Below are 18857 nucleotides of genomic sequence, written 5' to 3' on the forward strand. Positions count from 1 at the left end.
GCTAGAGGCGTCCCGACTTCTTGAGCGCGAGATAGCGGTCAGCGAGCTTCGGTGGCAGTTCCTTCGGCGTCGCTGCGAGGACGTCCGCGCCGAGCTGGGTGAGTGCCTCGGCCACATGACGTGCGTCGAGACGAGCACGCTCGGCCGCAGCGGCACGGTAGACCGCGGCAACATCCGGACGCTCAGTCGTGAAGCGCTGCGCATCCGGGTCGCTCACACTCGCGACGAGCGTGAGATGGCGCCGGGCGAGCTGGGGGACGAGCGCGAAGAGCGACTCGCACTGCTCCGGAGTGTCGTGCGTAGAGATGAGGACCACCAGCGAGCGCTGTGTCGTCATGCTGTTCACGAGGCCCGGCACCATGTCCCAGTCGGGTTCGATGAGCTGCGGCTCGACGTCCGCCATCGCTTCCACAATGTTCGTGAGGAGCTGACCCGCACCCACACCCTGCACGCGGGCCCGGACGAGACGATCGAGTGCCAGCACTTCGACGTGGTCGCCAGCGCGCGAGGCGAGCGCGGCCAAGAGGAGGGCACCTTCAATCGCGGTGTCGAGGCGGGCTTCGTCTTCCACACGGGCTGCTGAGGAGCGTCCCGAGTCGATGACGATCACGACGTGGCGGTCGCGTTCGGGCCGCCAGGTGCGGACGACGAGGTCCTGTCGGCGGGCGGTCGCACGCCAGTCGATCGAGCGGATGTCGTCGCCGCGGACGTAGTCGCGCAGCGAGTCGAACTCGGTGCCCTGGCCGCGCACCATGAGGCTCGTGCGTCCATCAAGTTCGCGCAGACGGGCAAGACGTGACGGCAGGTGCTTTCGCGAGTTGAACGGCGGCAGCACCTTGAGCTCGCCGGGCGCCTTGAGCGACACCTGGCGGGCAGCGACGCCGAGCGGCCCAATGGAGCGCACGGCGACGAATTCGCTGCGGCGCGTGCCGCGGCGCGTGGGCGTGAGGGTGAGTCGGATGAGGCGACGCTCACCAGCGGGAATCGTGACGCGAGTCCGCATCCGGCCGCCTCCGGCCGATGGCTCCCACGCGTCACGCACGATGCCGCGGAAGGTGCGCTTGCCGACCACTTCGATCGCGAGGAGCGGCGAGGCTGATTCGCCGAGGCGGATCCGCTCGACCGGGCCACGCTCCACCGTGAGCTGGCGCGGCGAGGCAGCCAGTGAGAGATCAACGATGAGGATGACCAGGCACAGCAGCATCCAGACGCCGAGCACCCACAACGCACGCTCCCCGGTCGTGCCGAGCACGATCAGGGGGAGAAGCCCCGCGGCGAGGAGTGCGGGGAACCGCCAACTCAGTGCCACTTAGATCGGCACCCGAACCTGCTGGAGCACGGAGCGAATGATCGCGTCCTGGCTCACACCCTCCATCTCGGCTTCGGGGCGGAGCTGGATACGGTGACGCATGACCGGCAGTGCGATCTGCTGGAGGTGGTCGGGGGAGACCGCGGGCGAACCGGTCAGCCACGCCCACGCCTTCGCTGCGGCGAGGAGCGATGTGGCACCACGCGGTGACACACCCATCTTCACCGAGGGCGACTGGCGCGTTGCACGTACGAGGTCGACAAGGTACGCCAGGACGTCATCCCGGATGCCAATGTTCTGGACGTAGGCGCGTGCCTGCTCCAGCTCACCGGCAGCGAGCACAGGACGGATGCCTGCGGTCGCAAGATCGCGCGGCGAGAAGCCCGCGGCGTGACGGCGCAGCACCTCGATTTCGGCGTCGCGCTCCGGGACGCGGAGGATGAGCTTCATGAGGAAGCGGTCGAGCTGTGCCTCCGGCAGCGTGTAGGTGCCCTCGTATTCGATCGGGTTCATCGTGGCCGCAACCATGAAGGGGCTCGGGAGCGGTCGCGTCACACCGTCGACCGAGACCTGACGCTCTTCCATCGCCTCAAGGAGGGACGACTGCGTCTTCGGCGGCGTGCGGTTGATCTCGTCTGCGAGCAGCAGGTTCGTGAAGACCGGACCTTCACGGAACTCGAATTCGCCGACCTTGTTGTCGTAGACGAGCGAACCGGTCACGTCACCCGGCATGAGGTCGGGGGTGAACTGGACGCGCTTGGTTTCGATGGCGAGGGCCTGGCTCAGCGTGCGCACGAGGAGCGTCTTCGCGACACCCGGCACACCCTCGAGCAGCACGTGACCGTTCGCGAGGAGGGCGACGATGATGCCGTCAACGGCCGCGGTTTGGCCGACGACGGCCTTCCCGACTTCGGCTCGCACCTGGGCGAGCTTGCTGCGGAGTTCATCGGACATCGTGGGCTCCATTCGTTGTGCTGGGGTCGTGGCTCATGCCGGAAAGCGGAGTGGCGATGGTTCGTTCGAGCCTGAGGAGTTCATCGCTGAGCTGGACGAGATCGGCATCGCTCGTGGGGTTGGCGGTCAAGAGGATGTAGTGGGCGCGCTCGCGTGACATCCCGCTCGCCTGCGCGATTGCGTCGGCAAGTTCGTGGGCGGGGGTGCCGGCATCCAGGCCAAGGGCCCGGGCGCAGCGGGTGAGGGTGCCGATACGAAGCGCATCCGCTGCGCGCAGTCGCGCCTCGGCGCGTTGATACAGGCGTGCGCGTCCCTCCACGGTTTCGCTGGCGCGGACGACGACGGGAAGTCGTTCGTGGACGACGCGGCCGAGCCGGCGCCCGCGCGCCACGGCGTACGCGGCGACAACGAGGTAGAGGAGCAGCATGGCCGGGGTGAGCCAGGCGGGAACGTACTGGCCAGGGCCGAGGTCGGGGGATCCATCGGCGAGCTCGGGCGCAGGCTCGTACCACACGAGGGTCTTCGTATCGCCGAGGAGGCCAATGGCGGCAGCTGCGTTGTTGTGATCGTCAATGCGGCTGTTCGTAAAGGGATCGGCGGACGCGACGGTGACGATCTCGGTGCTGGTGCCCTTCGGCTTCGTCATGGTGACGAGGTAGCCGGAGCCCGCGGGGTAACACTGGGATCCCGTGGCGCCTTCGCCGAGCGTCGTCGTCGTACCGCCGAGGTTGGAGAGCTCACGAGCGTTCGTGCCGATCGCGTCGAGGCAGCGCTCACCGGCCGGGGCGGATCCGGAGGGGACTTCAGGGTCGTCGCTCGCGGTGTCTGCCGTGGCGAATCCGGTCGCGAGGACTGCGCCGTCCGGGTCGATGGCGGCGTCTGGGAGGCTCCCGATCACGACAATGCGGGCCACGCCGAGATCAGCGAGGCGCTGCCACTGCTCGCTTGTGAGGACGAGGTCGCGGTCGTGGACGAGGACGGTCGTGGAGGCCGGGTCGCTCACTGCCGCTGCGAGCTCGGCGCTGCGGCTCTTGAGCTGCACATCGATGCCGTGCCCGCGAAGCACCTCTACGAGCGCTTTGCCGCCCACCTGCGAGGGGGATGTCGGGTCGAGCAGCACCTTCTCACCACCGGCACGCGCCATTTGTGAGCCGAAGGTAATGATGACGATGAGGAGGGCGAGCGGCACGATCCACAGCCAGTGCTTCCCGGCGCGCAGCCGCTGCCGGAGCGTGGGGGTGAGGCTCTCAGTGGGCGTCGCGTCGGCGGGCGCGGTCGTCTCTGCTGTAGCGGCGGTCATGCTCGCGTCACCTGCGCTGCGAGTTCATCCATCGAGAGCTTCTCGCTCGGGGCGAGCGATTCGAGGCGAGTGTCGAGCTCCGCGACGGCACGCCATTCGGGTTCGGTGACGGGCTTGTCGAAGTACCGGGCTCGGTCAAAGACACTCGCCGCGGTCGCGAGTGCTCGGGCGTCGCTCGGGAACGCCTTCGCGGCCTGGAACTCGACATGGTGAGCGGTCGATCCCGGGCGCAGCACAATCACAGTGCGATCACCGAGGGAGCGGGCGATCGCGCGGAACTGCTCGCTCGCGGCTAGCGCGAAGTCGCCGCGATCAGTAGCTGCCTTCGCGGCGGCACGGAGTTCCCGGACGCTTCGCTCATCCCCATCGAGGAAGACGACGGCATCTGCCTGGGCAAGGCTCGACTTCGCGGCGCTGCCGACGAAGCGGAAGATCAGGAAGAGGATGCCAACGAGGAGGAGCACGAGCAGTACGATCGTGAGCCACGAGACGCTGAGGCCAAAGGGGCCGGTTCCTTCGGGAGCACCGAAGAGCGAGCCAAGCCAGTCGAGGAAGGCCTTCGAGATGCGGTCCCACAGTGTGGGTTTGGCGGCTTGGTAGTCCTGCTTCGCGAGCTCTTCAAGCACCCACTGCTGCGCCTCGTCACCGGAGGGGTCAAGCGGTGGGGTGTCGCCGCGCAGAACAGGTAGGTACGTCATTGAGCGTTCTGGCCTTGGCCGTCGTCCCAGGATCGCTGCTGCCAGGCGTCATTCGGCTGCTGGAAACCGGACGTCGGCTGCTCGAAGTTGGGTGCTTGCTGCGGGAAGCCTGGCGCCTGCTGCGGCGGCATCATTCCGCCAGGCTGCGGATACCCCATCCTTGGTTGCGGGTAGCCAGCAGGAGCCGCCGGCTGCTTTGCCGGGGCGAGTGCGCCGAGTCGACGGGCTTCGTCATCCGCATCGAAGGGGTCAGTCACCGGGATGCCCGCCGCAATGTCCTCGGTCGTCTTCTGCAGCTTGAGGTTGAAGCCTTCCTTGCGGAAGCGAAGGTCGAGGTAGATGAGCACATTCGCGCCGTACTGGACGATCGTCGAAAGCGCCGTCACCACGGTGAGCAGCAGGAAGAGAATCGAGAGGAGCACGATCATCACGACTGTGACGATCGAGTTATCGAGGGTGCCAGCTACTCCGAGCGGGATGAGGATGGCCAACGGGATGAGTGCGAGCATGTACAGCCCACCGATGACGATGCTCAACACGTTCTGGATGATGAACGACACCACGATCTGAATGCCGAAGGTGCGCCAGAAATATCCGCGTGTGAGCTGCCAGCTGCGCTTGATCGAGGCGATGCCGCCGGAGCCCTCAAGCACGGCAACGTTCGGCGCGAATCCGAGTCGCACGTAGATGGCCTGCGAGAAGAGAATCAGCCCGATATACAGGATGATCGACACGATCATCACGATGACTGCCATCGCAGCGTTGTCGCGCTGTCCAAGGTCGCCGCCGGTTGTGACGATGAGGATGAAGATCGGTGCCATGACGACGACGAGGGCGAGGAACCCAAACAAGGCCTGCACGAACAGGCTCACGAGGACGGCGGGCAGGCGCTTGAAGGCACGCTGCCACGTCTCACCGAAGGTCACCTTGTCGCCGATCGCGGCGCGAGCTATGGAGTGCGAGAGCGCCGCCTGCAGGAACCCGCCGCCGACCATGGCAAAGAGAGTGGCCAGTAGCTGCACAACGATCATGAGCGTCGCATTGCCCGCGGAAATCGTGCTTGAGTCGTAGGAGGACGACATTTCCAGGCGGTTGTAGGCGACGAAGTACATGAGCGCCATGGCACCGCCCATGATGAGCGTGCTCAGGAGCATCACGATGACCGAGGTGCCGAGGTTCACCTGCAGATTGGTGCGCAGGAGCTTGAAGCTTGCGCTGATGACATCGCCAAAGGTCAAGGGGCGGAGGGGGATGAGACCGGGCTTGGGAGCGGGAACCCATTCCGGTGCTTGCTGCGGGGCGGCGTCAGCGCTGTACTGCCACGCGTTGAACTGCGGGCCCTGCGGAGGGAAGCCCTGCGCGGGAGGCGGGAACTGCGGCCCCTGCGCGAATCCTGCAGCACCGGCAGCCTGTGGCGGAACGAACTGGCCGTTTCCTGCGCCAGAGGCATCGTTCGAAGCCTCATCCCACCACGGCTGCTGCGTCATCGAGTCCCCTTTATCTCCGAACTGCCTTCTCATGGTTCCACACTGAGGGAACGGGCAGTTGGCCAGGCAGGAGATTTCCCTCTGAGGAAGGACACAAGGGGGACGCGACGCCATGAAGATCGGCCGCTCAGGGGACACCGAAACGCAACGATGACCCGGTATGGTAGGCCGAGGAACTCCGGGGAGGTTGCGCAATGTCTGAGCGAATTCTGGTGGTCGACGACGACACCGCACTCGCCGAAATGATCGGCATCGTGCTCAACGCCGAAGGGTTTGAAACCGAATTCGTGCAGGACGGTGCCGCCGCGCTGCCTGAGTTCCGTCGCGTCAAGCCCGATCTCGTACTGCTGGACGTCATGCTGCCCAACCTCGACGGCATCCAGATCTGCCACCTGCTGCGCGCCGAGTCTGGCATCCCGGTCATCATGCTCACGGCCAAGACCGACACGACCGACGTGGTTCGCGGCCTCGAAGCTGGCGCCGACGACTACATCGTGAAGCCCTTCAACCCGAAGGAGCTCGTAGCCCGCATCCGCACCCGCCTGCGCGCCTCGAAGCCCGAGACGCAGGACGTCATTCGCGTCGGCGACCTCACCATGAACGTCGCCGCCCACGAAGTGCTCCGCGGCGCCGAGCAGATCAACCTCACGCCGCTCGAGTTCGACCTCCTCCTCACGCTCGCGTCGAAGCCACAGAAGGTCTTCACGCGCGAAGAACTCCTCGAGCAGGTGTGGGGCTACCAGTACAAGGCCGACACCCGCCTTGTGAATGTCCACGTGCAGCGTCTGCGCGCCAAGGTCGAGCACGACCCTGACAACCCGCGCATCGTGCAGACCGTCCGCGGCGTCGGGTATCGCGCCGGCCACACCCCCAACTAGCCGGTGCCCTATCGTCGGTTCGTCGGCCAGGCGCTCGACACGTTTCGGGCGCCCGGCTTATCGCGCGACCCAGAGCTCCCTGGCTCGTGGCTCACGCTTCGAGGCGTATGGGCGAACATCCTCTACCTCTGGCGCACGTCGCTGCCGTTCCGCACCATTGCGCTCGCGGTCGCGCTCTCGAGCGTCACCGTCCTCTCGGTCGGTCTCGTCATGTCGAACTCGATCGCGAAGGATCTCTTCACCACTCAGGTGACGCAGGTCCTTTCGGAGTCTGAGCGTGCGGCGACACAGGCGCAGCAGATCTTCAACTCGGGTGTTGAAACCGATGTCGTTGCCCTGACGCTCCTTCGCGAACAGGCGATGGACCAAGCGAGTGCCGCGACTCCGAACGCCGAAGGCTACGCGTTTGTTCGCTCCTCGAACGCGGGCTCCTCTGCGGTGCTGCAAGACATCGCGACCGAAGCCGTTGACGTTGAGCTCATCACACCGGAACTTCGGCAGGCCGTCGCGGCGGGCGGTTCACGCCAGCAGTACCAGTCCGTGCAGCTCACCCTCGCCGATGGGCGTACCGCCCCGGGCATCATTGTCGGCACACAGCTTGAGGTGCCGAGCGCCGGTGTCTACGACCTCTACTTCGTGTACAGCCTCGAAGAGGCGCAGCGCACCCTCGACTTCGTGCAGCGAACGCTCCTCCTCGCGATGCTCGTGCTCGTCTTCATCATCGCGGTCATTGTGGGCCTCGTCATGCGTTCGGTCGTCCAGCCGATTCGTGTGGCAGCGCAGGTGAGCCGCAAGCTTGCTGGTGGTCATCTCGAGGAACGCATCCCCGAAAACGGTGAGGACGACATCGCAACGCTGGCGCGCTCGTTCAACGACATGGCCGACAGCCTGCACGAGCAGATCAACCGCCTCGCGACCCTGTCGCAGGTGCAGCAGCGATTCGTCTCGGATGTGTCGCACGAGCTGCGCACCCCGCTCACAACGATTCGTCTCGCGGGCGGGATGCTCTACGACCGTCGCGACGAGTTCGATCCGACGGCCGCACGCTCGGTGGAGCTTCTCCACGACCAGGTGCAGCGCTTCGACCTGCTCCTCTCGGACCTCCTCGAAATCTCCCGCTACGACGCCGGTGCGGTTGAACTCCTGCGCTCGCCGAACAACCTTGCGGCGGTCGCCGAGGACGTCATCGAATCACTCACGCAGATCTCGCTCGACCACGGCACGCGCCTCGTGCTGCGTGCACCGGGCGGCTTCGGTGACTCCGAATTCGATGCACGCCGCGTGAACCGCGTCATCCGCAACCTCATCGGGAACGCGATCGAGCACGGCGAGGCGAAGCCGATCGTCATCTCGGTCGACTCGAACGAGACGGCAGTGGCGATTTCCGTGCGTGACTACGGTGTCGGCATGACGGAAGATCAGGCGGCTCGCGTGTTCGACCGATTCTGGCGCGCGGACCCCTCCCGCAAGCGCACCATGGGCGGTACGGGTCTTGGCCTCGCGATTTCGATGGAGGATGCCGTCCTCCACGAAGGCCAGATCGACGTGTGGTCGACTCCTGGCAAGGGCACGAACTTCCGCCTCACATTGCCGCGCACGGTTGGCATCCCGATCGAGTTCTCGCCGCTGCCGCTCGAACCCGAAGACGCCGGTGCCGACACCTACGAGCTTGAACCCGGCGACGATGAAGCCTTCGCTGTGTTCACGGACGAGGATGTCGACACGCAGCCGATCATCTTGCCGGATCTTGTCGCTGACACGGGCGATGAAACCGTCGCGGGGGAGCCGGTCGTCTCGACCGAGTCCATGCCGATTATCGAGCTTGCCGAAGATGCGTCCGCGGACGAGGCGGAGCCAGCATCGTCCTCTGCGGAGCCCGCTGGCGAGCCCGAGATCAGTGCCACGGAGTCCGATGCAGCCGATCGGGAATCCGGAGGTGCCCAGTGAACGGACGAAGCTGGTCGACGCGTGCACTCGTGATGCTCGTTGCTCTCGCCCTCGGGCTGACCGGATGTGCCCGCATCCCTGACGAAGGTGGCGTGCAGCAGGGCGTCGCCGTGACGGCGCACGATGAACAGGACACCCTCTACTACCCGGGGTCCCCGGTTCCTGGGGCAGGGCCGGAAGAAATCCTGCGCGGCTTTCTTGCCGCCGGCACCGGTACGAGCGACAACTACGGTGTTGCGCGCGAATTCATGACGCCGCCGGCTGCGATCTCGTGGGATGCCACGGCTTCAACGCTCGTCGTGGACGCCGACCCCACGATTCACCCCTTCGCGCACGGTGCGATCACCGTCTCGATGAACGTCGTCGCGACGGTTGACGCTCACGGACGCTACACAGAACTTTCCACAATGCAAACCCGCACGCTCGAGTACACGCTCGAACAGGTTGACGGCGAATGGCGGATTGCCTCCGCACCGGCGGGCATCGTGCTGCTCAAGCAAAACTTCGCGAATATCTTCGCGCCCTTTACGCTCGCCTTCCTCGATCAATCACGCACCTATGTGGTGCCGGAAATTCGCTGGTTCCCTTCACACGTGACAGCGCCGACGCGAATTGTGCAGGCCCTCTTGAGTGGGCCGAGCGATTGGCTTGCCGAGGGCGGCGTGAACTCGGCGTTCCCGCGTGGAACGCAATTGCTTGGGCCGATCCTGCCGGATCAAGGAAATGCAGCCGCGAATTTCTCGACGAATATTTCCGGTGCGAGCGGTGACGAGTTCTCGCTCATGCAATTGCAGCTCGAGGAATCCCTCGCCGATTTCTCGAACATTGAGACGGTGTCGATGCTCGTGAACGGCGCGCGTATTGACGTGAGCCTGCCCGCTGAAGGCACGGTCGTGGCGCACTCGCAGGTGAGCACGCAGCCGCTCGTCATGCGTGGCGGCTCCCTCGGCTACCTTGCCGGCGACACGGTCACCCCGATTGTTGGTACGGAGGGGTTGCAAAGGACGCTGCCCAATCTCCACGCGACGGCTGGTTCGGTGAGTGGCCGTGTGGCGGTGGCCGCGTTCCTCACACAAGATCAGGGTGTCGTTGCGGTGCCCTTCGCTGGCGGCGCACCGGTCCCGATCGACGACCGAGAGGACCTCTTGCCGCCGACAGTGAGCCAATGGGGCTTCGTCTGGACGATGGCACCCGAAGACCACGTCGTCCGCGTCGCTGACCCGGTCTACGGCTTCGGCACGGACGTCCCGCTACCACCTGAACTCCAAGGCAAGGTGAAGTCGCTCAGTCTTTCCCGCTCCGGCGCCATGATGGCGTTCGCAGTCGAGATCAACGGCAAGGCGGCGATCGCGACGATGGCGGTGAAGCGAGACCCGTCCACCGGTCGCCCGCTCTCGCTCGGAACGCCGCAGATTGATGTCGTGGACGCCTCCCGCGCCATCGACCTCACCTGGGTGGACCAGACGACGATCGGACTGCTGGCTTCGGCTGAGAAGGGCGGCACGCAGGTGTTCGTACGCCAGCTCGGCGGGACGACGACCGAATACGGTGGCGTCGACGGTGGCGTCGCGATCGAGGGCTCGAATACGCGACAGGGCCTTCGCATTTGTAATGGCAAGGGCGACGTCTTCGTGCCCCGCGCCTCACAGTGGCAGGCTTCGGGAGCGCGGGTCGACTTCCTCGTTGCCCAGAATTAGGCGACCACGTCTCGACGTACGGCCTGTGGACAGAGTGTCGTTCACAGGATCCGTCACCCCAACGTGCAGGGGAGTGGGCCGCCGGGCACACTTGGCGCATGACCACTCGGGCTCGCCGTGATGCTCGCTTCGCCGCCGCGTCCCGTGCTCTCCGCGAGAGTGCTGCGCTGGTGGCGCCAGTGTGGTGCGCCGGATGTGGCGCCTTCGGCGGCAGCTTGTGCGGACCGTGCCGCGGCCTCCTGCGCGACGCGATCCGCCCTCGCACTGAGTTGCTGACCCTGGCAGACGGTCGGCTGCTGCCGCTCGTCACCGCGTGCGCCTACGAGGGCATCGTCCCGGTCCTCGTGAACGCGTTCAAGGAGGAAGGGCGTCTCGACGTCGCGCGCTGGTTGGCTGGGTTGGCACGCGTTGCTGCTGGGGAGCTGTCACTGCCAGCGTCGGCACCGGACGGTGTTGCGCGGCGTGCGTTGGAACTTGTGCCCTTGCCCTCCCGTGCCCAAGCGGTTCGGCGGCGCGGCTACCGGCATGGGGACCTCCTGTGCCGGGAGGCATTCGGGGTGCGTGTGGATCCGCATGCGCTGCGCGTCACGCGGGCGCTCGAGGACCAAGCGGGGCTGTCACGGGCGGCGCGCGCGGCAAACGTGCATGGTGCGATGCGGGCGAGCCCGCGTCTCGCCGATCGCGGTCTGATCCTCGTGGACGACGTCGTGACCACAGGTGCAAGCCTCCGGGAGGCGATTCGTGCCGTGTGTGAAGTGGATGCCATCCCGCTCGCGGCCATCGCGATTGCCCGCTCTGAACGCTCGGCAACGAGCCGTGAAGAATGCCGTTTCGAGGGAGCGAGATGACCGTTTCTGAACGCGTGAAGGAGACGACTGAGGCATACCACCAGCCCAATGCCGCTCACGGCGAACAACCCTGTACATACGGGCAACGGCCAGGTAAACGCAGCGTTATGAGCGGTAGAATGAAGTCAAGATTTCCGGAACAGTGAAGTATCCGGAAGGACCTAGCGAGGAGGGTGTCATGGACATCACGATCACCGGCCGCAACACCGATATCCCCGAGCGTTTCCGGGAATACGCGGGAGAAAAAACCGAAGCTAAGGTCACCCAGCTTGCCGATCGTGCACAGGCAGTTGAAATCAAGCTCAAGCGTCGCACGGACCGCCAGGGAAATCTGCTCGATCAGGGCAAGGTGGAGATCACCCTCATCGGCCCCGGCCCCGTGATTCGCGCCGAGGCAGAAGCGGGCGACAAGTACGCCGCGTTCGACCTCGCCATCGACAAGCTCGTTGAGCGCCTGCGCCGCGCAAAGGACAAGCGCAAGGTCCACCGCGGAATGCACCGCCCGACGGCCCTCCACGAGGCTGCCGCTGAAGGATTCGCACACGCAGCCGTTGAGCCGGTTGCTCCCGAAGTGCTCACCGGCAGCATCCCCGTGGTGCAGCAGGATGAGTTCGACGAGCACGACGGCGGCGCAGCTGACTACAACCCCGTCGTCATCCGCGAAAAGGTCTTCGCCCCGAAGCGCCTCACCGCAAGTGAAGCGGTCGACCACATGGAGCTCCTCGGCCACGACTTCTTCCTCTTCCTCGAGACGGAAAGCGGCCGCCCGTCGGTCGTCTACCGCCGCAAGGGCTGGGACTACGGTGTCATCGCGCTCGATGAGAAGGCCGAGTAGTCCGCTGAACGCAGCATCCAATGCTTGGTCGGGTGCCTGAACCGGCCAACGCCTGAGCCCCGCACTTCGGTGCGGGGCTCTCGCTGTTCGCTGACGGCTTGAGGTTAGCGGCGTCAGCGGCCCGATTTTCATGCAGCACTCAACGCAGCCACCCCGCAGCCGCGTACGATGAGGAGCGCTGCGCCTTCGACCAGGCGCCCCGACGCGTCACGCTCGGGTCCACAATCAACAGGAGCGCACCGTGCCCAACATTCTCGAGAAGATTCTCCGCATGGGAGAGGGACGAACCCTGAAGAAGCTGGAAAAGCTCGCGGCGGATATCGAGAAGCTCTCTGACGCGTACGCCGAGTTCTCGGACGAAGAGCTCAAGAACCTCACGGCCGAGTTCCGTGAGCGCTACGACAACGGCAAGGGCGAGTCGCTTGACGCGCTCCTTCCGGAAGCCTTCGGTGCTGTGCGCGAGGCCGCGAGTCGTACGCTCGGCCTTCGCCACTACCCGGTGCAGCTTATGGGTGGTGCCGCGCTCCACCTCGGCAACATTGCCGAAATGAAGACCGGTGAAGGTAAGACCCTCGTCGCGACCCTCCCGGCCTACCTCAACGCGATCGCCAGCAAGGGCGTTCACGTTGTCACCGTGAACGACTTCCTTGCGACCTACCAGTCCGATCTCATGGGCCGCGTGTTCCGCGCCCTCGGCATGACCACCGGTTGCATCCAGGCTGGCATGACCCCGGCCCAGCGCCGCGAGCAGTACGCCGCCGACATCACCTACGGCACGAACAACGAGTTCGGCTTCGACTACCTCCGCGACAATATGGCCCTCAACAAGGAGGACTGCGTGCAGCGCGGTCACTTCTTCGCCATCGTCGACGAGGTCGACTCTATCCTCATCGATGAGGCACGCACCCCGCTCATCATTTCGGGTCCGGCCTCGGGCGATGTCAACCGCTGGTATCAGGAGTTCGCGCAGCTCGCGAAGCGTCTCAAGGAAGGCGTGGACTACGAGGTCGACGAGCAGAAGCGCACCGTCGGCGTGCTCGAGCCGGGTATTGACAAGGTTGAGGACGCCCTCGGCATCGACAATCTCTACGAGTCGGCGAACACCCCGCTCATCTCATTCCTCAACAACGCCATCAAGGCGAAGGCCCTCTTCAAGCGCGACAAGGAATACGTCGTGCAGCAGGGCGAGGTAAACATCGTTGACGAGCACACGGGCCGCATCCTTAAGGGCCGCCGCTACAACGAGGGTCTTCACCAGGCCATCGAGGCGAAGGAAGGGGTGGAGATCAAGGCCGAGAACCAGACGATGGCGACGGTCACGCTCCAGAACTACTTCCTCCTCTACGACAAGCTCTCGGGTATGACCGGTACGGCCGACACCGAGGCGAACGAGTTCATGTCGACGTACAAGCTCGGCGTCGTCGTCATCCCGCCGAACAAGACGATGCAGCGCATCGACCAGCCGGACCTCGTGTACAAGAACGAGCGCGTGAAGTTCGACCAGGTCGTCGAAGACATCGTCGAGCGTCACGAAGAGGGGCAGCCGGTACTCGTGGGTACGACGAGCGTCGAGAAGTCCGAGTACCTCTCGAAGCTGCTCGTCAAGCGCGGCATCCCGCACGAGGTGCTCAACGCGAAGAACCACTCGCGTGAAGCTGCGATCGTCGCGCAGGCCGGTCGCAAGGGCGCCGTCACGGTGGCGACGAACATGGCCGGTCGTGGTACCGACATCATGCTCGGTGGTAACGCCGAGTTCCTCGCCGTTGAAGAGATGGCTGCGATGGGTCTTGATCCGAACGAGCAGCCGGAGGAGTACGAGGCCAAGTGGGATGAGGTCTTCGAGCGCATCACCGAGCAGGTGAAGGCCGAGGCCGAAGAGGTCGTTGAGCTTGGTGGCCTCTACGTGCTCGGTACCGAGCGCCACGAGTCGCGCCGCATCGACAACCAGCTCCGCGGTCGTTCCGGCCGTCAGGGCGACCCGGGAGAGTCACGCTTCTACCTGTCGATGACCGACGACCTCATGCGCCTGTTCAACACGGGAGCGATGCGTGCGTTCACGGGCGATGGCACCCCGGATGACCTCGCGCTCGAGTCGCGTCTCGTGTCGAAGGCGATCGCCTCGGCGCAGGCTCAGGTCGAAGGCCGCAACCAGGACATCCGCAAGAACGTCCTCAAGTACGACAACGTGCTCAACGAGCAGCGCACCGCCATCTACGGCGACCGCCGCCGCATCCTCGAGGGCGACGACATCGCCGAGAAGGTGCGCAACTTCGTCACCGACACGGTCGGTGACATCATCGACACGCACACCGCTGCTGGCACGGGCGACGACTGGGACTACGAGGCACTCTTCGCCGACCTTGGCCGCCTCTACCCGATGTCGATCACGGCCGAGGAACTCATCGAAGAGGCTGGCGGCAAGTCGAAGGTGACGCGCTCCTTCCTCGAAGAGGAGGTCCTCTCGGATGCGCGCCTCGCCTACGAGCAGCGCGAGTCGACGATCGGTGAAGAGGCCATGCGCGAGCTCGAGCGTCGCGTCGTCCTCTCGGTCATCGACCGCAAGTGGCGTGATCACCTCTACGAGATGGACAACCTCAAGGACGGTATTTCGCTGCGCGCGATGGCACAGCGTGACCCGCTCGTCGAGTACCAGCGCGAAGGCTTCGCGATGTTCCAGCAGATGGTTGGCGGCATCCGTGAAGAGGCCGTCGGCTACCTCTACAACCTCGAGGTCAAGGTTGAGAAGGAAGCCACCGACGAGGGCGAAGAGCACGTGCACGTCGTGGCGAAGGGCCTCGAAGCACAACAGCCCGCGAAGGGTCTCAGCTACTCGGCTGCGAGCGATCAGGGTGAGGTCGAGGTGCGTGACGAGTCGGGCCGCGTGAACGCCCAGGCCACGGCCAAGGCCAAGCACAAGGAGCAGGAGCTCGGTACGGCGAGCGCCCTCGAAGAGGCGAAGCTTGCCTCCGGTAAGGCGGCCGAGAGCGAGGTCGTGCAGGCGTCTGCGTCGAAGCCTTCGGCACGCGCCAAGAAGAAGTCGAAGCCGGCGTCGCGCTCGGGCAACCCGGCGAAGGTCGCGGCTGCTGAAGCTGCCGCCGAGCGCGCGCAGGACGGCGCTGCTGACGCTGAACCGCAGCAGGGTGCCGCTTTCGGTCTTGGCGGCAACCGTGCCGCTCGCCGTAAGAAGCGCTAACGATCACCTCCTGACACACGTGTGGGGCCCGAAGCAACTGCTTCGGGCCCCACACGTGTGTGCTGGCGTGGTGAGCGCTAGAGCACGTGGAAGCTTGTCGCGCGCCAGCGATCCGACTGCCATTCGAGTCGCAGCGCGACCGCGCGGACGCGCGTTCCCATGTCCAAGAGCACGACGCACTCGGCGATGCCGGGCGTGAGTTGCTGCACACGCGTGCCGAGGTGACGCACGTTCGGGCGACGGATGACGAGGCGACGAGCACGACGCGCACGCGACTCGTACTGGGTACGGGCGAGCAGGTGCCGGTAGACCTCGTCGCTGAGCCAGCGGGCAAGGTTGTCAATGTCGCGGACACCGGCAAGCACTTCAATGATGCTGCGGCCAAGATTGCCCGCGAGTGGTTCTGGATTCGGCAGCGTTGCGGCGCGCTCGGTGGCAGCAATCGACGCTGCAGCATGGCGCGATGCCATCGCGGCGATGCGAGTCATGTTCTCGTTCCCCCAAGGTTTGTGCAGACACCCCCGCGTCTGCTCACGAGCAATTTATGGGGCATCCAGGTAAACCACTGGAAACACGGCGGGGAGCTTGTGGATAACTCGATGTGGCACCTTGGCGCGGGTTAGCGTGGTGCCCGTGGGATGGGATGAGCTCTTCGACGATCTTGGTGCGCAGCTTGAGCGCGGCCTCGAAGACGAGGCTGAGCTGCAGCGCATCGAAGAAGAGCGCCTGCGCCTGAGCCGGCTCACGGTAAAAGACCGGATCCGAGCACTCGCTGAAGATCCCGAGGCGCGCGTTGGCCTCGTCATCGAACTCGACGGCAATCACGCGCAGACCATCCGACCCACCGCCTTCGGCCGAGACTGGATTGCGGGGGAGTTCCTCAGCGAGATGGGCCGCGCGAGCGAGGTCATCGTGCCGCTCGCGGGGATCAGCGCGCTCACGCTCACGCGCGGGCAGCTCGAAGCATCCCTTGCCACACTCGAACTGAGCCGAGCAGGGGAACTCGCGGATCGGCTCGGCCTCGCGTTTGTGCTGCGGGATCTTGCCCGCAAGCGCCGCACGGTGCAGCTGTGGACCGCGCTTGGCAGCTACAACGGGACGATTGATCGCGTTGCGAAGGACCACCTTGACCTCGCCGTGCACCTGGCGAGCTCGCCCCGTCGTGAGCGTTCCGTGCAGGGATACCGGATCGTGCCGTTCGAGCAGCTTCGCTTGATCCGGGTGCTGCCGGCGTAACGCAGGCGGCTGTGCATGTTCGGCTAGAAGATGCTCTTGCCAGCCCAGCGCCCTACGCCGATCTCGGGGACGTCCGAGAATTCAGCCTCCTGGAACGCGGCGTGACGGCGCTGCGCCTCGTACTGGTCGTCGATGAACGCCATGAGCACCTCGGTGTCGACCCGCCACGCGCCGTTCGCGCCGATGCGGATGGCATGCAGCTCTCCGGAGTGCACGACGGCCATGACCTCGTCGACCGAACACTTCATGATTTCGGCCACGTCGGCGATCGTGAGGAACTGCGGCATGCCAGCGCCGTGACCGAGTGAAGACATGCCTCGATTATGGGCACCTTTTCCGAGGAATGCGCACGCCTGTGGATAACTTTCTGCACGTGTTCGATTCATAGGCCAGAATCATCGCGTTCACGGGGAGTGGGAAAGAGGAACCATGTTTGAGGACGTGACGAAACCTGCCTCGCGCGGGTTCATGCGGGCGCTGTCGGCACGCACCATGATTGGGCTTGTGCTTGTGGCGCTGTCGGTCGTGGGTGTGCTCGCGGTGCTGCACTTCGGGCATCAGAGCATCCGGGTATATCGGGCGACGGCGCCGCTCACGGCCGGTGAAGCGGTCGATGCGTCCATGCTCGAGGCGGTCGAGGTGCAGCTTGGCCAGGTGAGCGGCAGCTATCTGCGCGAGGGCGAGCTGCCGAGCGAGGGTGCGGTCGCGACGCGCACGATCGGTGCGGGTGAACTCGTCCCGCGCGAGGCGCTCGGTGCGCCCGACACTGATCGGGCGACCGTCATCGTCTCGGTAGAAGGAAGCCTTCCCGCCGCAGCCGTCGCGGGTGCCACGGTCGAACTTTGGGCGAGCCCGAAGGCGACAACGGGCAAGAAGGATGTCTCGCCGCGTGTGCTCGTCGAGGATGCGACCGTGATCCGTGTCACGCAGGACGAGTCGATGATCGCGGGCCTCGGCAAGCAAGAGGTTGAGCTTCGGGTGCCGCGTGCAACGGTCGCGGCAGTGCTCGAAGCACAGGGGCAGGACGCGCGCCTTTCGCTCGTGCCGCTCTACACGGGGGTCAACTAATGGCCGACATTCTCCTGGCGGTCGAGTTCGACATTGAAGCGGGCCTCATCGAGGGGATCATCGCTGAAGGGCACACCGTTGTGGACCGCGTCGCCGGGTCGAGCGGCGTGATTGACGCCTGCGAGCGGCTGCGGCCAGACGTGTGCGTCATGTCCGCGGCGCCTGACACCCTCACCCGCGAGAGCCTCGCCTGCTGCGAACGGGCGGGCGTCCGACCGGTTGGTGTCGTGAGCCACGAGCTTGACCTCAAAAACGCGCGGGCACTCGGACTCCTCGAAACCGTCGATGCGAATGCGACGTGGGCGGAGGCGGAAGCGGCCCTGCGCGGCACGGCATCCAGTCACGCATCCTGGACGCTGCAGGGCGTCGCATCCAGCAACACCCCGGATTCGACGGCTCATCCCAAGCTTGAGGAGCGCCCCGCCGCAGCCGAGCCGCAGCCTGAGGGTCGTCGAGCGCGCCGAGCTCGCGAGCAGGGCCGCGGCCTCCGATTCGGTGCTCGCGGATCGAAGGCCCGAGCGGTTGAGGTCGAGGAGCCTTCGCCCACACCGTCGGCGGGAGGCCGCGTCGTCCCGGTCTGGGGTCCGCACGGTTCGCCGGGGCGCACGACGGTCGCCATCGCGCTCGCGGCGGAGGCGGCGCAGCGGGGTGAACGAGTCATCCTCATTGATGCTGACTCGTATGGGGGAGCGGTCGCCCCCGCGCTCGGCATCGTGGATGAAGCTCCCGGCTTTGCTGCAGCCTGCCGACTCGCTGCCTCGCGCTCGCTCACCCCGGCAGAGCTTGACCGCGTCGCGGCGCACTACGGCACTGGGCCTGGATCGTTCCGCGTCCTCACCGGCATCCCGAACCCCTCGCGCTGGCCCGAACTTTCGCGCGAACGCGTGCTCGCGACCGTGAAGCTCTGCCGAGAACTTGCCGACCTTGTTGTCATCGACCTTGGCTTCTCGCTCGAATCGGATGATGAGATTGCGAGCGACCTCATGGCACCGCGTCGAAACGCGTCCGCCTTTGCGTGCCTCGAGTTGGCGAGCGCTGTCGTTGCGGTGACGGGTGCGGATGCCGTGAGCCTGCAGCGCTTCTTGCGAGCCCGGCTCGATCTGCGCGAGCTCGTTGGTGCCTGCCCCATCGAGGTGGTTGCGAACGGTGTGCGCACCGGGGCGCAGGGCTTTGGTCAGGCGAGTCAGATCGAAGAAGTGCTCACGAGATTTGGTGGGATCGAGCGTGCGCTCCTCGTGCCGTTCGACGCCGCAGCAGCCGACCGAGCGATCGCCGCGCAAGCCCCGGTCACGGTCGCGAGCCCCCGCTCGGGTATGGCGAAGGCGCTTCGACAGCTGCCGGATCGCCTTGGCATCCCAAGCCCGGTAGGGCGAAGCGGTCGCCGAAGTGTGGCGCTTCGCTCCTAGA

16 protein-coding genes are annotated in these 18857 nt (G+C 65.6%); 9 read left to right on the forward strand and 7 right to left on the reverse strand.

All coding sequences use genetic code 11. The annotated features are described in order from the left end of the window. Position 1: 1 nt before the first annotated feature. The 5 genes from ZAL01S_RS03130 to ZAL01S_RS03150 are packed head-to-tail and all read right to left on the reverse strand — an operon-like array spanning position 2 to position 5748. The gene (locus tag ZAL01S_RS03130) at positions 2-1309 is read right to left on the reverse strand and encodes a DUF58 domain-containing protein (protein ID WP_066079606.1); all 1308 of its coding nucleotides are present in this window, start codon (positions 1307-1309) and stop codon (positions 2-4) included. Beyond that, on the reverse strand, positions 1310-2263 hold the full coding sequence (locus ZAL01S_RS03135; protein WP_066079611.1) for an AAA family ATPase: 954 nt from the start codon (positions 2261-2263) through the stop codon (positions 1310-1312). Next, positions 2253-3563, reverse strand: coding sequence for a DUF4350 domain-containing protein (locus tag ZAL01S_RS03140; RefSeq protein WP_066079614.1), 1311 nt, complete (start codon positions 3561-3563; stop codon positions 2253-2255). The genes ZAL01S_RS03135 and ZAL01S_RS03140 overlap by 11 nt, the downstream gene beginning before the upstream one ends. Further along, a complete protein-coding gene (locus ZAL01S_RS03145; protein WP_066079617.1) occupies positions 3560-4261 on the reverse strand; it encodes a DUF4129 domain-containing protein in 702 nt (233 codons plus the stop codon). Before ZAL01S_RS03145 ends, ZAL01S_RS03140 begins: the two co-directional genes overlap by 4 nt. After that, positions 4258-5748, reverse strand: coding sequence for a hypothetical protein (locus ZAL01S_RS03150; RefSeq protein ID WP_066079620.1), 1491 nt, complete (start codon positions 5746-5748; stop codon positions 4258-4260). Before ZAL01S_RS03150 ends, ZAL01S_RS03145 begins: the two co-directional genes overlap by 4 nt. Positions 5749-5942: 194 nt before the next feature. On the opposite strand from ZAL01S_RS03150, the gene mtrA reads away from it, so the two are divergent. From mtrA to secA, 6 genes are all read left to right on the forward strand, one after another. Then, positions 5943-6626 carry an MtrAB system response regulator MtrA gene (gene mtrA / locus ZAL01S_RS03155; protein WP_066079624.1) on the forward strand — a complete coding sequence of 228 codons (684 nt, stop codon included), beginning with the start codon at positions 5943-5945 and terminating at the stop codon, positions 6624-6626. 3 nt (positions 6627-6629) lie between these two features. Beyond that, on the forward strand, positions 6630-8573 hold the full coding sequence (gene mtrB / locus ZAL01S_RS03160; protein ID WP_244875312.1) for an MtrAB system histidine kinase MtrB: 1944 nt from the start codon (positions 6630-6632) through the stop codon (positions 8571-8573). Beyond that, on the forward strand, positions 8570-10270 hold the full coding sequence (locus ZAL01S_RS03165; RefSeq protein ID WP_066079627.1) for an LpqB family beta-propeller domain-containing protein: 1701 nt from the start codon (positions 8570-8572) through the stop codon (positions 10268-10270). The genes mtrB and ZAL01S_RS03165 overlap by 4 nt, the downstream gene beginning before the upstream one ends. 98 nt (positions 10271-10368) lie before the next feature. After that, positions 10369-11118 (forward strand): ComF family protein, encoded by a 750-nt coding sequence (locus tag ZAL01S_RS03170; protein ID WP_066079629.1) that lies wholly within the window; start codon positions 10369-10371, stop codon positions 11116-11118. A 178-nt stretch (positions 11119-11296) separates the two neighbouring features. Next, on the forward strand, positions 11297-11953 hold the full coding sequence (gene hpf / locus ZAL01S_RS03175) for a ribosome hibernation-promoting factor, HPF/YfiA family (RefSeq protein WP_066079631.1): 657 nt from the start codon (positions 11297-11299) through the stop codon (positions 11951-11953). A gap of 241 nt (positions 11954-12194) precedes the next feature. Continuing rightward, positions 12195-15146 (forward strand): preprotein translocase subunit SecA, encoded by a 2952-nt coding sequence (secA, locus tag ZAL01S_RS03180; protein ID WP_066079634.1) that lies wholly within the window; start codon positions 12195-12197, stop codon positions 15144-15146. 77 nt (positions 15147-15223) lie between these two features. Here secA and ZAL01S_RS03185 read toward each other — a convergent pair whose 3' ends face one another. Beyond that, the gene (locus ZAL01S_RS03185) at positions 15224-15634 is read right to left on the reverse strand and encodes an Rv3235 family protein (protein ID WP_066079635.1); all 411 of its coding nucleotides are present in this window, start codon (positions 15632-15634) and stop codon (positions 15224-15226) included. 145 nt (positions 15635-15779) lie between these two features. On the opposite strand from ZAL01S_RS03185, the gene ZAL01S_RS03190 reads away from it, so the two are divergent. Continuing rightward, entirely contained in the window at positions 15780-16382 is a 603-nt protein-coding gene (locus ZAL01S_RS03190) for a hypothetical protein (protein WP_159421559.1), read from the forward strand. A 23-nt stretch (positions 16383-16405) separates the two neighbouring features. On the opposite strand, the gene ZAL01S_RS03195 is transcribed toward ZAL01S_RS03190, so the two are convergent. After that, a complete protein-coding gene (locus ZAL01S_RS03195) occupies positions 16406-16696 on the reverse strand; it encodes a helix-turn-helix domain-containing protein (RefSeq protein WP_244875313.1) in 291 nt (96 codons plus the stop codon). A gap of 115 nt (positions 16697-16811) precedes the next feature. Between ZAL01S_RS03195 and ZAL01S_RS03200 the strand changes: the two genes are divergently transcribed. Both ZAL01S_RS03200 and ZAL01S_RS03205 read left to right on the forward strand, forming a co-directional pair. Further along, complete coding sequence (locus ZAL01S_RS03200; protein WP_066079640.1) at positions 16812-17450, forward strand: SAF domain-containing protein; 639 nt, start codon at positions 16812-16814, stop codon at positions 17448-17450. Next, positions 17450-18856, forward strand: a complete 1407-nt coding sequence (locus ZAL01S_RS03205; protein WP_066079643.1) for a P-loop NTPase family protein — start codon at positions 17450-17452, stop codon at positions 18854-18856. The genes ZAL01S_RS03200 and ZAL01S_RS03205 overlap by 1 nt, the downstream gene beginning before the upstream one ends. Position 18857 lies beyond the last annotated feature (1 nt).

It is taken from the genome of [Zimmermannella] alba NBRC 15616 (assembly GCF_001570905.1).
Taxonomy (GTDB): Bacteria; Actinomycetota; Actinomycetes; order Actinomycetales; family Microbacteriaceae; genus Pseudoclavibacter; species Pseudoclavibacter albus.

What these genes read in the sequence shown, in the direction of transcription:
- ZAL01S_RS03170 (WP_066079629.1), top strand. Translation starts at nt 10,369, where the DNA reads ATGACCACTCGGGCTCGCCGTGATGCTCGCTTCGCCGCCGCGTCCCGT.
- ZAL01S_RS03205 (WP_066079643.1), top strand. Translation starts at nt 17,450, where the DNA reads ATGGCCGACATTCTCCTGGCGGTCGAGTTCGACATTGAAGCGGGCCTC.
- ZAL01S_RS03185 (WP_066079635.1), bottom strand. Translation starts at nt 15,634, where the DNA reads ATGACTCGCATCGCCGCGATGGCATCGCGCCATGCTGCAGCGTCGATT.
- ZAL01S_RS03140 (WP_066079614.1), bottom strand. Translation starts at nt 3,563, where the DNA reads ATGACCGCCGCTACAGCAGAGACGACCGCGCCCGCCGACGCGACGCCC.
- ZAL01S_RS03145 (WP_066079617.1), bottom strand. Translation starts at nt 4,261, where the DNA reads ATGACGTACCTACCTGTTCTGCGCGGCGACACCCCACCGCTTGACCCC.
- ZAL01S_RS03135 (WP_066079611.1), bottom strand. Translation starts at nt 2,263, where the DNA reads ATGTCCGATGAACTCCGCAGCAAGCTCGCCCAGGTGCGAGCCGAAGTC.
- ZAL01S_RS03195 (WP_244875313.1), bottom strand. Translation starts at nt 16,696, where the DNA reads ATGTCTTCACTCGGTCACGGCGCTGGCATGCCGCAGTTCCTCACGATC.
- ZAL01S_RS03150 (WP_066079620.1), bottom strand. Translation starts at nt 5,748, where the DNA reads ATGACGCAGCAGCCGTGGTGGGATGAGGCTTCGAACGATGCCTCTGGC.
- hpf (WP_066079631.1), top strand. Translation starts at nt 11,297, where the DNA reads ATGGACATCACGATCACCGGCCGCAACACCGATATCCCCGAGCGTTTC.
- mtrA (WP_066079624.1), top strand. Translation starts at nt 5,943, where the DNA reads ATGTCTGAGCGAATTCTGGTGGTCGACGACGACACCGCACTCGCCGAA.
- ZAL01S_RS03200 (WP_066079640.1), top strand. Translation starts at nt 16,812, where the DNA reads ATGTTTGAGGACGTGACGAAACCTGCCTCGCGCGGGTTCATGCGGGCG.